The following is a 13,806-nucleotide window of genomic DNA, read 5'->3' as shown; positions in this document are numbered from 1 at the left end:
GGCTGGGCGCCGGCGACGGTCGCGCGCGTGCTGCTGGCCGTCGTCAGCACCGGGTCGGGGATCGCGGCGCTGTGGGTTGCGGTGCGGATCGAGATCGACCGCCGGCTGTTCGCCGCGCTTGCGCGCGCGGCGGCCGGCGACGCATCGGTCGACGATGCCCTCGCCGCGCTCGACCGCGCGCTCGCCGATCTCGGCTGGATCGACGCGTCGAAGGCCGGACGTGCGCTCGACGCACGCGTGCGCGGCGCGGTCGGGCTGTGCCGGGCCGGTGTGCTCGTCGCGATCGTGCAATGGCTCGTGGTCGGGCTCGCGATTGCCGTTTCGCAGGTGGGTTAGCGTACGGATGGCATTTTTGCGAAATGATGTTCAGTCGGGTAATTATTTCTCGTCTAGCTTCGCGAGATAAGTAATATTTACTGGATTTTTTGGGGGCTTATTGCAGTAAGAGTGTTGCGCGGTAATCTTCGATTTGACGAAACCATACGTTTTCCTGTCTATCGAATTGCGGTGAAAGGCATTTATAATCTTCGCTCGGCAGAAATCCCGCCTGAATAACAACCGAGGGCATGCTGCGTGAGCAACACCGCACTTTATAAGGCGTTGCGTCTCGGCGACGCGCAATACAATCGACTGATCAAACTCGATACGCCGCTCGGCGTTGACTGGTTGCTGCCGCTTTACGTCAAGGGCACCGCCAGGCTGGGGCGCGATTATGAGTTCGTGATCGACGTCGTATCGGCCCGCGGCGGGCAGATCGAACTCAAAGCACTGCTCGCCAAGCCAGTCACACTGTGGATTCAGCAGGTCGACGGTTCATACATGCCGATCCACGGCTATGTCCACCGGTTCAGCCGGTTGGGGGCGGACGGCCCGCTCACCTATTACAAGCTCGCTTTTTCCTCGTGGCTTTATTTTCTGTGCCTGCGTCGCGACATGCGGGACTGGCAGGAGCAGAACGGTGAGCAGATTCTGACCGACGTCTTCAACGAACACCCGCAGGCGCGTGGCGCATTCCGTTTCGACGTGCACAAGCCGCTGCCGTCGTATTCGAATCGCGTGCAATGGGAATACGACCTCAATTTTGTTCACCGCAGCATGGAAGAAGCAGGCGTGTTTCCCTACTTCGAGCAGGCGGAGAACGGCCGTTCCCACATGATGGTTGTCACGGACGACGCCTATTTCGTCCCGACGCTGAGGCAATCCGTTGTCCAGTTCGGTCGTATGGACATTGGCGGCGAATTGGACGGATTCGCGCAATGGAAGGAGCAGCTCCAGATCGAGAGCGCACAACTGACGTCACGCTCATTCGACTACAAGCGGCCCGATCTTCCCCGGCAGGTCCAGGGGGTGACCGATGTGCACGGCAATCTGCCGACGGATGGCGAGATCTACGACTACCCCGGTGCGTACATGTGGTCGGATCGGGAGCAGGGCGAGCGTCTCGCACGGATCCGCCTCGAGGAGAGGATGTCGCGGATGAAGCGCTTTCATGGCGTTGGCGCTTTACGCTGTGCGATGCCTGGAAGGCGTTTCGAGCTTCGTGGCCATCCGGTCCATGACGCGGGGAGCCAACCGGATCGCGAATTCGTGTTGCTCGGTGTCGACTGGCTGATCAGCAACAATCTGCCCGGTCTGGACGGGGTCGAGGCATTCCCCGACGGGCTGGCCGCGGAAATCGCAAAGGCGAAGACCGGTGCAACGGTGCACCACGCCGATGGCAGCGAGGGCTTCTTTCAGGTGCAGGTCGAGGCGCAACCGCGCAATGTGCCGTTTCGCAGTTCGTTCGATCACAAGAAGCCGGTCATGCAGCTACAGAACGCGATCGTTGCCGGGCCGGGCGGCGAAGAGGTCTACACCGACTCGCTGAACCGGGTGAAGGTGTGGTTTCACTGGAACCGCCGCAACGGTCAGGACGAGCGTGCGTCATGCTGGGTTCGTCCGACGTTTCTCGACGCGGGCGCCAATCGCGGCGGCATTCAGCCGCTGCGCAAGGGGGATGAAGTTGTCGTCGGTTTCATGGAAGGCGACTGCGACAGGCCCGTCATTATCGCGAGGATGTACGGCGGCGCAACGCAACCGGTGTGGCATACGAACGGCCTGCTGTCGGGCTATCGGTCGCGCGAGTACGGCGGCACCGGCTATAACCAGCTCGTGATGGACGATTCGACGCAGCAGAATCGTGTTCATCTTTATTCGAGCAGCTATCAGTCGCATCTGCACCTCGGCTACCTGATCCAGCATACGGAGAATACGCGCGGCGCATTTCTCGGCAGCGGCTTCGACCTCAAGTCGGACGCTTATGGCGCCATTCGCGCGGGGCAAGGGCTGTTCGTCTCGACACATTCTGCGACGGTCAACCAGCCGCTGAACGTGACCGCGGCGTCCGAGCAACTGGCAAGCGCGGAAAGCGTGGTGGAACTGACGTCTCAGGCGAGCGCCGCAAATCAGGCCGAAAGCCTGGAGGAAGGGCACGACGCACTGAAGCGATTTACCGATGCCACGCAATACAACGTGGCGGGAGGCGCGGGCAGCGGCGGGCGGACGGGAGGTGGCGGCACCGGTAGCGCAAACGGGTTCTCGACGCCGATCATGCTGATCGCAAGTCCGGCCGGCGTGGGCGTGTCGACGCAGGATTCGGCGCAGCTCACGGCAAACCAGCAAGTCAATATCGTGAGCGGCAGGAGTACGCACGTTGCCGCCGGCAAATCGCTGATCGCGAGTGTGATGGAAAAGATCAGCCTGTTCGCGCAGAACGCGGGGATCAAGCTGTTCGCGTCCAAGGGCAAGGTCGAGATTCAGGCGCAGAGCGACGAGATGAAACTCACCGCGCTCAACGACGTGACGGTCACCAGTTCGAGTGGACGTGTCGTTATCTCTGCCGAAAAGGAGATCTGGATCGGCGCTGGGGGGTCGTATATCAAGATCACGCCCGACTTGATCGAGAACGGAACCAGTGGCCAGATTCTCGAAAAATGCGCATCGTGGGACAAGCCGGGTGCGTCATCGATGCGTCTGCCTTCGCCGATTGCGAGTGTGCAGAAAGGATGTGCGTGGAAGACCGCGTCGGCATCGGCCGACAGCGCGTCGAGCGTCGTGTTGGAGTAGTCGTCATGAGTCGTCCGAACCACCGCGACGCAGAGCGTCAGGAAGGCGTGGATTTGTCGAGCGAGGCAGCGGCAATCGATACGACGGTGAGTGTGCTGCGTGCTTATTTTGACAAGCAACCGGACATGCACTGCCTGCTGGTCGTCGACCCGGCCCAGCGCGATTTGCCGAGCGAGGAGGGCTCGGTGTTCTGCGAGTTGACGCGCACGGTCGTCACGATCGCGCACGACGCCTATCCGGATGAACACCGGCCCTACCTCGTTGAACTGGATCTGTCTTCGCCAGCTGGCACCGCGCTTCTGAAAGAAAGTGTGCGACTCGCGTTCGAAGACAGGCGTCCCGCGTCGATGGCACAGGGCCTCGGGCAGCGGATCGGCGGATGGTTGGCAAGTTCTGCGTCGCCTGACAAAGTCGCCGAGCACTGGTCGAGGCAGGTGCTGCAGTATGACGAGCGAGGGCGCCTATGTGCGCTGCGTTTCTACGACACGCGTGCGCTGGGCCTGATCTGGCCAGTGTTGACCGAACGGCAGCAGCAGGATCTGCTCGGGCCGGCCAAGGTCTGGCATGCGCTTGATGCATGTGCGAAGCCGCGCGCGTATGGCCGGGACGCGGAATCGAGTCGGGCATTTTCGCTCGCGAAGGCGCAATGGCCGGGCGTGCATCGTCATGGTCTCGTCAACCGCGCACTCGCGTTGCATGCATTGGCGGCAGGCCGTCAGCCTGTACCCGCGGAAGTGGATGCGGCCGTTGCTGCCGCCGCGCGTGCGGAGCAATACGGGCTGCATGATCGCGACGACCTGGTTGCATTCATCGGACATGCGCTTGACTGGCATCCCTGGTTCGACCGGCATCCCGAGGTTGCGAAGGCGTTGCAGCAGTGTTCGCCCGACGATTTTTATACCGCAGCGATCGGCCACCTCCAGCCTGGCGAAATCGACGAAATTCGACGCGGTGCGTGGTATGACGAGAGGGCGTTGTCTTCGGCCGAGTCAAGCCGGTCGATGACTGACACGAGATACGAATAACGGAAATGGCGACTACTGAACAAGAATGCGCGAATTGCCAGAAGACCGGGCTGGCGATCCTTCCCGTCCGCTATACGGTTTTGCCGAACACCGTTCCTGCAAGATTGCCGGACGGCATTGGGGGGAAAGGTGTCACGGATGTTCCGTTGACGACGCATCGTTATGGGTTGCGCACGCTCCGGGACGGGTGGTTGTACCTCTACTATGTCCAGAGTGCGAGAGGTCCCAAACGGTGGGAGGTATACAAGGTGACGGGAGACGGCCGCTTGTGGAAGCAGTCGCGCCCACTGCCCGACAAGCCTTCCACGCATCCTGCGTGCGCCCAATGCGCGATCGCGGTACCGATGGACGTGATCGCGATCGAGCGTCCGGAGAAATGCACGGGCCGTGTCTACATCGCGTTCTCGGAACACGCATGGATCGAGGATACGTTCAAGCGGTACGAGGCAAATCCTGCCTTGCTCGAACAGCGCATGCAGTGGATCGAGCCGTCGAAATGGATCAACGGCGGCAACGATCCGCAAAGGCATGCAGTCGTCGCAACCCGAAAAAGTATCGATGATGTCGTCGAGTACATGCCGGGTCTGGATCCCAAGCTGCTCGATCCGAAGGATCAGCCGTTGACCGACAAGGCCGGCGCCTACGATCCGAAACTGATGGGCCGGGAGTCGACCCGGTATCCGTTGCATATCCGTCAGGCCTCTCCGCTGTCCACGAGCGAAGCGTTGGTCAAGTTGATGAACTCGATCGGCTCGACCGGCAAGGGGCAATCTCATCCGCCGATGATGCTAGCCTTGTGGGATGGTATCGGCAACGCGCACGAACTGAACGATTTTCGCAACGACGCAGGCAGCATGTTGTCCTTGTATGTCAAGGAGCAGGGCACGCAGATCGACGCGATGCTGTCGATCGATGCAGCGGAAGTCGCCGTGCGCAACGGCGCGGTTGCGTTCAAGAGCCGCATGCGGTCCGCACTGCGGGCGGGCTGGGAAGGCATGTTGAACAATCCCGGCGCGATGGACGGGATTCCGAGTTATGCCGTCATCTCGCCGGAGCAGCAGGCGGCGTCGGACAGGCGGATTCAGGAAGCGGGCGTGATCAGCCCCGAAGAAGCGAAGACGATCGGCGACGCCGAGTGGCCGAAGTACCAGGACAAACTGAATCTCCGGAAGCTCGGGGATTTCCGGCCGTGGTTCAAGTCCGTTCAGGACGCGGTCAAGGCGATTCAGGCCCGGCGTACGCCCGACGTGAAGGCGTGGCTGAAGGCGCCCACGTTCATCGCGGCGTTGCACGATTATCACGACGAGAACGCGGACGACGGTCGGGCATTCGAGAAGGTCATCGTTCAGGCGATCAACGGGTTGCCGTCGGAAGATCGCGGCGCGGCCGTCGTCTACGATCTGGTCAACAACATGGATCCGACATTGCCGACCAGCCTCGTTTGGCGTGCGTTCGCCTACAACCAGAAACATCCGAAGGCAGAGATCAAGGAACTGCTGGCACAGGCGATCGCGAACAAGACGACCAAGGCGGATCCGGTCAGCGACATTGCCGACAAGATCGGCAAGGTACTGGAGCAACTGAAGAACTTCGTCGATTTTCGGGAGAAGATGACCGAGGTTCATGAGCATCAGAACCCGATATCGGTATCTGAAAAGTACTTGAAGAGTATTCAAGGTGACGGTCTCGTCATCACGATGGGCAACGCGCTGTTCAAATGGACGGGGCTGGGTGTGCTGGGGGACTGTGCGGGCACTTTCATGATTCGCGGTGCGCTGATGTTGCGCGTCGGCATCAGCAAGGCAGACACGATCGATCTCGTCAGGCAGGCGGTCAAGGTCGAGCCTGACTTGCGCCTGAAGTTGCAGCAGGGATATCGGGCGTTGCGCGGCCAGGGCATTGCGGCACAGGACGCGTTCGTGAGGACGATGCAGTCGCTCGCGGAACACGAAGGCGGACAGCTCTATCGTGCGAAGTGGAATGCGGTCAAGCTGACGCAAGAAGGCAAGGCCGTCAATCTAGGCGTGCGGATCGGCGGTACCTTGGCCGTGATCGAATTGCTGAGCTTCGGGTGTGCGCTTGCGAAAGCGGACAAGAAGGGCGAGGACTACGCGATGCTGGTGGCGGGAGGGTTCTCGTCGATGTCCGCGTGTCTGCAGGCGTCGACAAAGCTGATGACGGGGCTGGCGAAGGATGCGGCGCGGACGTTGACCAATCTGAAGGCGATTACGGGGTATTTTGGTGGGGCGTCGTCGATGATTGGCGCGGTTCTGGATTTCGGAAAATTCTATGAAAGCGCAGGAAAAAAGCAGCACCTTGTGGCAGGCATTTACCTTTTTAAGGCGACGTTTGGGCTGGCAGTGGCAACGGCGAACTTTCTTACGGCCTTAACTTCCTCTGCTCCGTTGATTTCAAGGATTACAGGTGGACGCGGTGTAGTGTTCATCGGGAAAATAGGCGCGGGTATTGCTGGTGCGACGACACGCGCGAGCGCACTCGCGGCAGGTGAAGCAACCAGTTGGTCCGCAGCGAACGCCATTGGTAGGGGCGCAGTAGTAACGGCGGCTCGAGAAGCTGGCGTCGTCGTCACTGCACGCGCAGGCCTCCTTGTAATTGGTCGCATGGTATTGTTTCTCGCCGGTTGGGAGGTTGCAGTGGCGCTTGTTGTAATGCAGCTTTTGATTGCATATTTCTCCGATAATGAACTGCAGACGTGGTTCGAGAAATGTGCATTTGGCAAGGATCAAGATAGTCCTCCATGGGCGGTCGACAAACAACATGAAGAGTTTGAGAAGGCTCTTGTCGCAATTGGCTTGGCATCTGGCGAGGGTGGACGATGAAATCGAATGAGGTACGACCGCATTCATCAACTCTGCTTCGTGGGCATATATACAATCTTCGCAAAACACGTCAGAGCCAAGATTTCTTCTTCAGAGACGCTGATCGCGCCAAGATGGGCGCAACGGCTATCGCGGCTGGTTTGGCTGGTTTGGGTGGAGTTGCCGTTGGACTGAGCGGTATGGCAATGGACACCACTGAGGAAGCCGATTTGCTTGAGTTTGATCTCGATGGTAAGCCGGTGAAGGCGTGGGTTTGGTGGTCGGTGTTTGCCGAAGGTGACGAGGTTGAGGTTGTTGCAGAATATTGGGGGGACACTTGGCAAGCATTTGGCATCCGAAGGATTTCCGACAAGATTGTGGCGCTCCACCCGCATTGCAGTCGGGGACGCTTTGCTCACTATCGTGCTTCATTTAAATGGGGTGGGATTGCATTTGCATCATTGATGCTTGTTGGGTATTTCATTGTTTCGTGTTTTGCGATTTTCAAAGGCGGGGTTCCGATCGAGGATTTACTTATCTCTGGTGCAATTGGGACCTTGATGACAGCCATGGGATTTTCATTTGTTACATATCGAGTCTCGCGAAAAATGATGGGTTTCGTTCGTCTTGCTGAAGGGATCTTTGAGGGGTTCGGCTGGAAGGACGTGAAGAATATTGATCTTCCTGCCATCACGAAGAAGGGGAAGAAGCCAGACGAGCCAGGTGCATTGGGTGTGCTGTATTTTCGCTATTGATCATTTGTCAATGAGTCCGCCGTCATATCAGATGCGGTTGCTTCATGGGCGCATTGGCAACCTGCGGAAGTTGCGTTGCAGCCAGGATTTCTTCTTTACCGACGCTGATCGCGCCAAGATGGGCGCGACGGCGGTTGCGGCAGGTGTGGTCGGTTTGGGTGGCGTTGCAGTCGGGTTGAGCGGCATGGCAATGGACACCACCGAAGAGGCCGATCTGATCGAGTTCGAACTCGACGGCAAGCCCGTTAAAGCATGGGTTTGGTGGTCGGTGTTTTCGGAAGGCGATGAGGTAGAGGTTGTTGCTGAGCGTTGGGGCGAGACGTGGCAGGCATTCGGTGTTCGGCGACTTTCAGATAGGATCGTTGCACTCCATCCGCATTGTAGTCGTGGTCGCCTCGCACACTATCGGGCCTCATTTAAATGGGGTGGGATATTTTTTGTATCGGCCATGGTTGTTTTGTATTTTATATCGGCATGTTTTTTGATATTTAGAGGTGGTATCCCTGTTGAGAACTTGGTTATAGCACTTTTGCTTGGAACTTCGGTGTCAGCGCTGGGCTATGGATTCATTACCTACCGTGTTGCACGGAAGATGATGGGCTTTGTTCGTCTTGCTGAAGAGATTTTTGAAGGGTTCGGCTGGAAGGATGTGAAGAACATCGATCTTCCTGCCATCACGAAGAAGGGAAAGAAGCCGGGTGACCCGGGTGCATTGGGTGTGCTGTATTTCCGCTACTGATCTTTCGTCGATGAGTATGTTGTCCGATCAAATGCAGTTGCTCCGTGGACGCGTTGGCAATCTACGGAAGTCGCGTTGCAGCCAGGATTTCTTCTTTACCGATGCTGATCGCGCCAAGATGGGCGCGACAGCGATCGCGGCAGGCTTGGTCGGTTTGGGTGGTGTTGCAGTCGGGTTGAGTAGTATGGCGACGGATACCACTGAAGAGGCCGATTTGCTCGAGTTTGAGCTTGAGGGGAAATCGGTGAAGGCGTGGGTGTGGTGGTCGGTGTTCACAGAGGGCGATGAGGTGGAGATTGTTGCTGAACGCTGGGGTGACATTTGGCATGCCTTTGGTATTCGGCGAATTTCAGACAAAATTGTCGCACTTCATCCACATTGCAGTCGGGGGCGTTATGCCCACTATCGAGCGTCGTTTAGGTGGGGCGGGATGTTTCTTGCGTTGGCACTGACAGTAGCGTATTTCATCATTGCTTGCTTTGCCATATTCAAAGGTGGGGCTCCGATTGATAGTTTGCTTATAGGTTGTGCGATGGGAAGTTTGGGCTCGGCTGCGATTTTCTCTCTTATTACCTATCGACTTTCACGAAAGATGATGGGCTTTGTTCGTCTTGCTGAAGGGATTTTTGAAGGGTTCGGCTGGAAAGATGTGAAGAACATCGATCTTTCTGCCATCACGAAGAAGGGAAAGAAGCCGGGTGACCCGGGTGCATTGGGTGTGCTGTATTTCCGCTACTGATTGTTCGTCGATGAGTATGTTGTCCGATCAAATGCAGTTGCTCCGTGGACGCATTGGCAATCTACGGAAGTCGCGTTGCAGCCAGGATTTCTTCTTTACCGATGCTGATCGCGCCAAGATGGGCACGACGGCGATTGCGGCAGGCGTGGTCGGTTTGGGCGGTGTTGCAGTCGGGTTGAGCGGCATGGCAATGGACACCACCGAAGAGGCCGATCTGATCGAGTTCGAACTCGACGGCAAGCCTGTTAACGCATGGGTTTGGTGGTCGGTGTTTTCGGAAGGCGATGAGGTAGAGGTTGTTGCTGAGCGTTGGGGCGAGACGTGGCAGGCATTCGGTGTTCGGCGACTCTCTGACAAGATCGTTGCACTTCATCCGCATTGTAGTCGCGGTCGCTTTGCACACTATCGGGCATCGTTCAAGTGGGGTGGGGTGTTTTTCGCAGCGGCGATGATAACGGCATATTTTATAATTGCATGCTTCGCTGTTTTTAAGGGTGGCGTCCCGATTAAAAATTTAATCATAACTTGTGCGTTGGGAACTTTAGTGTCTGCACTGGGTTATGGATTCATTACCTACCGAGTCGCACGAAAGATGATGGGCTTCGTCCGCCTTGCTGAAGGGATTTTTGAAGGGTTCGGCTGGAAGGACGTGAAGAACATCGATCTCCCCGCCATCACGAAGAAGGGAAAGAAAACAGGGGAGCCTGGCGCACTCGGCATCCTGTATTTCCGTTACTGAGCACGCTCGGCTCAGGTTACCAACACAACAAGGCATCCCATTCATGATGAACCTCATCCGTGTCGGTGACGACACCGACCATGGCGGTAAAGTCATCACCGGTTCGTCGAAGATGCGTTTCGACGGCCGTTTCGTGGCGCGCAAAGGCGACGAAGTGTCGTGTCCTCAGCATCCGGAAATCAAGCCGAACCTGATCGTGGAGGGCGACGAATCGATGACCGACGACGGCGTCCCGATCGCGCGGCACGGTCATCGTGCGACTTGCGGATGTTGCTTGATTTCAAGCCTTGTCTGAGTGATACGGGGGCACGAAACAGCCGTTCTTCGAGGCTGGTCGCACCCGATAGTCAGACAAGTGCGACCGTCCCCGGTCGCGGAGTGCATCGTTGAATTTCCCGACCGGTGTTGGCCGACATGACGACGAGCTGGACGAAGTTCGTTGCCGACATATGCATTGTGAAAAAGCGTTCCATTACGCCGACGAATGCATTCAGGCAGGTTGCGGCGAACGCCTGTTCATCAACAGTCAAGGTCACCTCCAGCCCCCGTACGAAGCTCGGCATCGGCTCTCTCGACAGCCAGAGCTGCTTGACGCGATGACCCAGATCCGTCAATCCGTCGATCAGGTTCATATGATTCCCGGACCGCGGAGCGAATTGACGGAGGAGGCGTTTCAATTCCACAAGCCCTGTACGGGTCAGGTCACTCGAGTGTGGCGCGAGTTGTGCGATAAGCCGCCATACGGCGTCCCCTTGTTGCGGTAATTGTGCGACCGCGGTGGGCGTATCGAGCATCACGATGCGCGACGCCATTGCGCCTTGTTCATTCACGAGATCGCCATTCTCCGCACTTGCTCGCATCCTGCGCGGGAGGTCGCCGTTCGAGCAGGTCAGGTTCGCCGTGATCTGCTCGATCCCGGTGTCGACGGCAGGGCGGCCATCGAGTCCGATCAGGCTGAGTGCGGCGTCAATCTTTCCTGACGGTGTGGCTGCCGTGCCTTGGACGAGAACCCAATAGGGGCCGGCGAGACCGCCTGCGCCGCCGTGCATGAGCGACGTGAACGGTTGAATGGTCTTCGCTCCGGGTACGCCAGCCGTGGCGCGGACCGTGTCGACCGACCAGATCGTGACTTCGGCCGCGTCGGTGTTCTGGGATTGAACCGGATACGTGTCGGTCAGCGGGTCTCGCTTGAGCGGCACGGACGTGAGCCGGAACAGATTGACGATCGGCGTGCAGAAGAGTTTCAGGTGCTCCGCCGACAGATTCTTCAATTGCTGCGCTTCTCGCGAATCCGGATGCACGTCGCGGATGGCGAGGTGCAGCGTCAACTGCGGGCCGGGTCCTGCAGTACGCACGAGCGCGGCGAGATCGACGTCGACGAAATCGAATTTCTTCGAATACGCAAGGTATTCGCCGAGCAGCCTCAAAGCCGGTGGTCCGTCGTCTTCTTCAATCAGTTTCTCGGTATCGTCGTAGCCCACTGACGCAAGCGCCGGAGCGCGCAGTGCGGTCCAGCGCCGTTCGGCATCTTCGACGAAAGCTGCTGCCGTGCGCATCGTCATGGCATCCATTGCCGCGGCGACAACTTCGTCGGCGCCGTCGATATGGATGCGCAAGGGACTCGGGATGGACTCGATACGAAAGCCGGGCCGGGTAACCGCGAAGGTGACGGAGAGGAGGCCGGATGTGTGCGGCGGCAATATGACGTCGGACGGAACGGCGGTTGCCGATGCGTAGCGCGCATTCGCAATGCGTATGGGCGCAAGCGTGACGTCGTACACGGTCCGGAACCGGCAGGCCTCTGCCGTGCTCAGGAGTTCCGTGCCGCGGGGAATCAATGACGGCTCGGCGAGCTTGTCGAGCATGTCCGAAACGTCGAACCGGGCAACGGTACATGCCGGCAGCGGTCGGCCATACTGGGGATGCAGCATGCCGAGGAGGGCGTCGGCAAACTCCGTGTAGTTGTCGTCGAGCCGATCGTCGATATTCGCGGCGAGAAGGGCGAATGATTGCAGCATTCGCTCGATATGCGGATCTTCGGAGCGGTCTCCGTTGATTCCGAGGCGGACTGCAATTTTGGGGTAGCGCGCCGAGAAGGAGGCAATCGATTGGCGCAGTAGGGCAAGTTCTCTTTCGTAGTGCGGAAGCAGATGATCCATTGCGTGAAGTGGCGAACCGATCAAGCGTCAAAAACACGAATTCGCTGTTTGTCCGTTCGCACTGAATGATGTCGGGCGCGTCAGCGCTGGCATCGCAATGATAACCGTGAAATTACAAAATGCTGTCTACGTGTGTCGATCGGCTTTCATGTCTGCCGGTTTCAGAATCGGATTGGCGACGCGGGATGCCCATGTCACGCGTCGCGTGCCCGCTGCGACCGCGTGCGCTTCACCTCATACATCGCCTGGTCCGCATGCTCGATCAGCGCGGTCATGTCGGTGCCGTCGTCGGGCAGCAGCGCGATCCCGACGCTGACGCCGAGCCGCAGCGGGCGCCCCTCGAATTCGAACGGTTCGCTCACCTGGCGCGCGAGCCGCGTGCTTTGTGCATGCGCGTCGTCGCGGTTGCCGATGTTCGGCAGGATCACCGCGAATTCGTCGCCGCCGATGCGCGCGACCGTATCCGAGCGCCGCACCGCACCCTGCATCCGCGTGGCGATCTCGCGCAGCGCCGCGTCGCCCGCGCGGTGGCCGAACCCGTCGTTGATCGGCTTCAGCCCGTCCATGTCGATGTTGAGGATGCCGAGCCGGCCGTTCGCGCGCAGCGTCGTGTGCATCGACTGCCGCAGGCGGTCGTAGAACAGCGCGCGGTTCGGCAGGCCCGTGAGCGCGTCGTGCGTCGCGCGCATGTAGAGTTCGTTCGCCTCGTTGCGCGCCGCGTAGAACATCGCGGCGGCGATCAGGTCGGCCGTCAGCCGCAGCGTGCCGGCATCGGCTGGCGAAAAGCCGTCGACTTCCGGCGACATCACCTTCAGCACGCCGACCGTCGTGTCGGCATGGGTGAGCGGCATCACGAGCATCGAGCGCAGGCCGACACGCCGGCATGCGTCGCGATCGACGCGCGGGTCGGTTTCCGAATCGATGCAGTGCAGCAGCTCGCCTTGCTGCACGCACAGGCCGGACAGGCTGCCCGAGCGCCGCAGCCGCAGGCCGAGCATCCCGGCCGCGGTGCCCGACGCGGCGCGGTACACCATGTCGTCACCCTCGGCGAATTCGACCGCGGCGGCGCTCGCACCGGTGAGCTGCGGCACCTGCTCGGCCACATAGGCCATCACGCTGCCGAGGTCGAGGCCGAGCTTCGCGATCTCGGTCTGGGCGGCAATGATGCGCAGCAGGGTATCGGGGGACGGAGTGGCGGTGTCGGCGATTTGATTCAAGTCAGTTTTCCGTGAAAGAAAGCACGTCCGGCGGCACGGGATTGCGGTAGCATACGCGCCGCTTCGCGGCGGCGCGTTCCGGGGCGGTCTGCAACGGACCGCCGCCGGCCGGCCGAACCGCGCCGGCAGTATGCCGTTCGGCCCGTCGGGCGACAACGGCGCAATTCTTACCATTCATCCCTCTCGCGCAGCATTTTCGACTGGATTGAGGTTTTTTTCGCTTCATCGTCGCGAATCGGGGTAAGTTTTGTCCTATTTTTGAGATAGTGTGACGAATGGGCGCGTGCCGGTGCCAGGCGCGCGCGCAGCACGATGACAGGCGATTAAAGAAATCGCCGCATCGTTTCGATAAATGAATCAGGCCAGTTGGATAGATATGAGGGGAAGCAGTGGGATTGTTCACTCACGGGCATAGCTGCTTTGCGCGCATCGGTTCCGATGCAACGGATGACCTGACGATCCTGACGAAACGGAGCGGCGCATGAAGCCGGCCGTGTCGCTGTTCGTCC

General features: G+C 59.2%; 11 protein-coding genes. 9 read left to right on the top strand and 2 right to left on the bottom strand.

Translation table 11 applies throughout. The annotated features are described in order from the left end of the window. The 9 genes from ABY44_RS17655 to ABY44_RS17615 all read left to right on the top strand — a co-directional run. A partial coding sequence (locus ABY44_RS17655; protein WP_431641472.1) for a hypothetical protein occupies positions 1 to 336 on the top strand: 336 nt, incomplete at its 5' end. A 237-nt stretch (positions 337 to 573) separates the two neighbouring features. Beyond that, positions 574 to 3,105, top strand: coding sequence for a type VI secretion system Vgr family protein (locus ABY44_RS17650; RefSeq protein ID WP_060173852.1), 2,532 nt, complete (start codon positions 574 to 576; stop codon positions 3,103 to 3,105). Between the two features lie 5 nt (positions 3,106 to 3,110). Further along, the gene (locus tag ABY44_RS17645) at positions 3,111 to 4,130 is read left to right on the top strand and encodes a DUF4123 domain-containing protein (RefSeq protein ID WP_060173853.1); all 1,020 of its coding nucleotides are present in this window, start codon (positions 3,111 to 3,113) and stop codon (positions 4,128 to 4,130) included. Between the two features lie 5 nt (positions 4,131 to 4,135). Then, positions 4,136 to 6,970 (top strand): T6SS effector BTH_I2691 family protein, encoded by a 2,835-nt coding sequence (locus tag ABY44_RS17640; protein ID WP_060173854.1) that lies wholly within the window; start codon positions 4,136 to 4,138, stop codon positions 6,968 to 6,970. Beyond that, complete coding sequence (locus ABY44_RS17635) at positions 6,967 to 7,704, top strand: putative type VI secretion system effector (protein ID WP_060173855.1); 738 nt, start codon at positions 6,967 to 6,969, stop codon at positions 7,702 to 7,704. The genes ABY44_RS17640 and ABY44_RS17635 overlap by 4 nt, the downstream gene beginning before the upstream one ends. A gap of 31 nt (positions 7,705 to 7,735) precedes the next feature. Continuing rightward, on the top strand, positions 7,736 to 8,443 hold the full coding sequence (locus ABY44_RS17630; protein WP_230948902.1) for a putative type VI secretion system effector: 708 nt from the start codon (positions 7,736 to 7,738) through the stop codon (positions 8,441 to 8,443). 10 nt (positions 8,444 to 8,453) lie between these two features. Continuing rightward, the gene (locus ABY44_RS17625) at positions 8,454 to 9,182 is read left to right on the top strand and encodes a putative type VI secretion system effector (RefSeq protein ID WP_155637969.1); all 729 of its coding nucleotides are present in this window, start codon (positions 8,454 to 8,456) and stop codon (positions 9,180 to 9,182) included. Between the two features lie 10 nt (positions 9,183 to 9,192). After that, positions 9,193 to 9,921 (top strand): putative type VI secretion system effector, encoded by a 729-nt coding sequence (locus ABY44_RS17620; protein ID WP_155637970.1) that lies wholly within the window; start codon positions 9,193 to 9,195, stop codon positions 9,919 to 9,921. Between the two features lie 43 nt (positions 9,922 to 9,964). Beyond that, a complete protein-coding gene (locus ABY44_RS17615) occupies positions 9,965 to 10,216 on the top strand; it encodes a PAAR domain-containing protein (protein ID WP_048025910.1) in 252 nt (83 codons plus the stop codon). A 52-nt stretch (positions 10,217 to 10,268) separates the two neighbouring features. Here the strand turns inward: ABY44_RS17615 and tssF are convergent, their stop codons facing one another. Then, the gene (gene tssF / locus ABY44_RS17610) at positions 10,269 to 12,080 is read right to left on the bottom strand and encodes a type VI secretion system baseplate subunit TssF (RefSeq protein ID WP_060173857.1); all 1,812 of its coding nucleotides are present in this window, start codon (positions 12,078 to 12,080) and stop codon (positions 10,269 to 10,271) included. 194 nt (positions 12,081 to 12,274) lie between these two features. Then, a complete protein-coding gene (locus ABY44_RS17605; RefSeq protein WP_376698690.1) occupies positions 12,275 to 13,297 on the bottom strand; it encodes a diguanylate cyclase domain-containing protein in 1,023 nt (340 codons plus the stop codon). Positions 13,298 to 13,806: the final 509 nt, after the last annotated feature.

Origin of the sequence: Burkholderia sp. ZZQ-2 (genome assembly GCF_050768715.1) — a bacterium.
GTDB lineage: Bacteria > Pseudomonadota > Gammaproteobacteria > Burkholderiales > Burkholderiaceae > Burkholderia > Burkholderia cepacia.
The sequence above is the reverse complement of the archived record's forward strand: the minus strand, read 5'-3'. Positions and strand labels throughout refer to the sequence as shown.

Excerpts from the sequence above, each read along its gene's own strand:
- ABY44_RS17630 (WP_230948902.1), top strand. The coding sequence starts at position 7,736 with ATGCGGTTGCTTCATGGGCGCATTGGCAACCTGCGGAAGTTGCGTTGC.
- ABY44_RS17635 (WP_060173855.1), top strand. The coding sequence starts at position 6,967 with ATGAAATCGAATGAGGTACGACCGCATTCATCAACTCTGCTTCGTGGG.
- tssF (WP_060173857.1), bottom strand. The coding sequence starts at position 12,080 with ATGGATCATCTGCTTCCGCACTACGAAAGAGAACTTGCCCTACTGCGC.
- ABY44_RS17615 (WP_048025910.1), top strand. The coding sequence starts at position 9,965 with ATGATGAACCTCATCCGTGTCGGTGACGACACCGACCATGGCGGTAAA.
- ABY44_RS17620 (WP_155637970.1), top strand. The coding sequence starts at position 9,193 with ATGAGTATGTTGTCCGATCAAATGCAGTTGCTCCGTGGACGCATTGGC.
- ABY44_RS17625 (WP_155637969.1), top strand. The coding sequence starts at position 8,454 with ATGAGTATGTTGTCCGATCAAATGCAGTTGCTCCGTGGACGCGTTGGC.
- ABY44_RS17645 (WP_060173853.1), top strand. The coding sequence starts at position 3,111 with ATGAGTCGTCCGAACCACCGCGACGCAGAGCGTCAGGAAGGCGTGGAT.
- ABY44_RS17640 (WP_060173854.1), top strand. The coding sequence starts at position 4,136 with ATGGCGACTACTGAACAAGAATGCGCGAATTGCCAGAAGACCGGGCTG.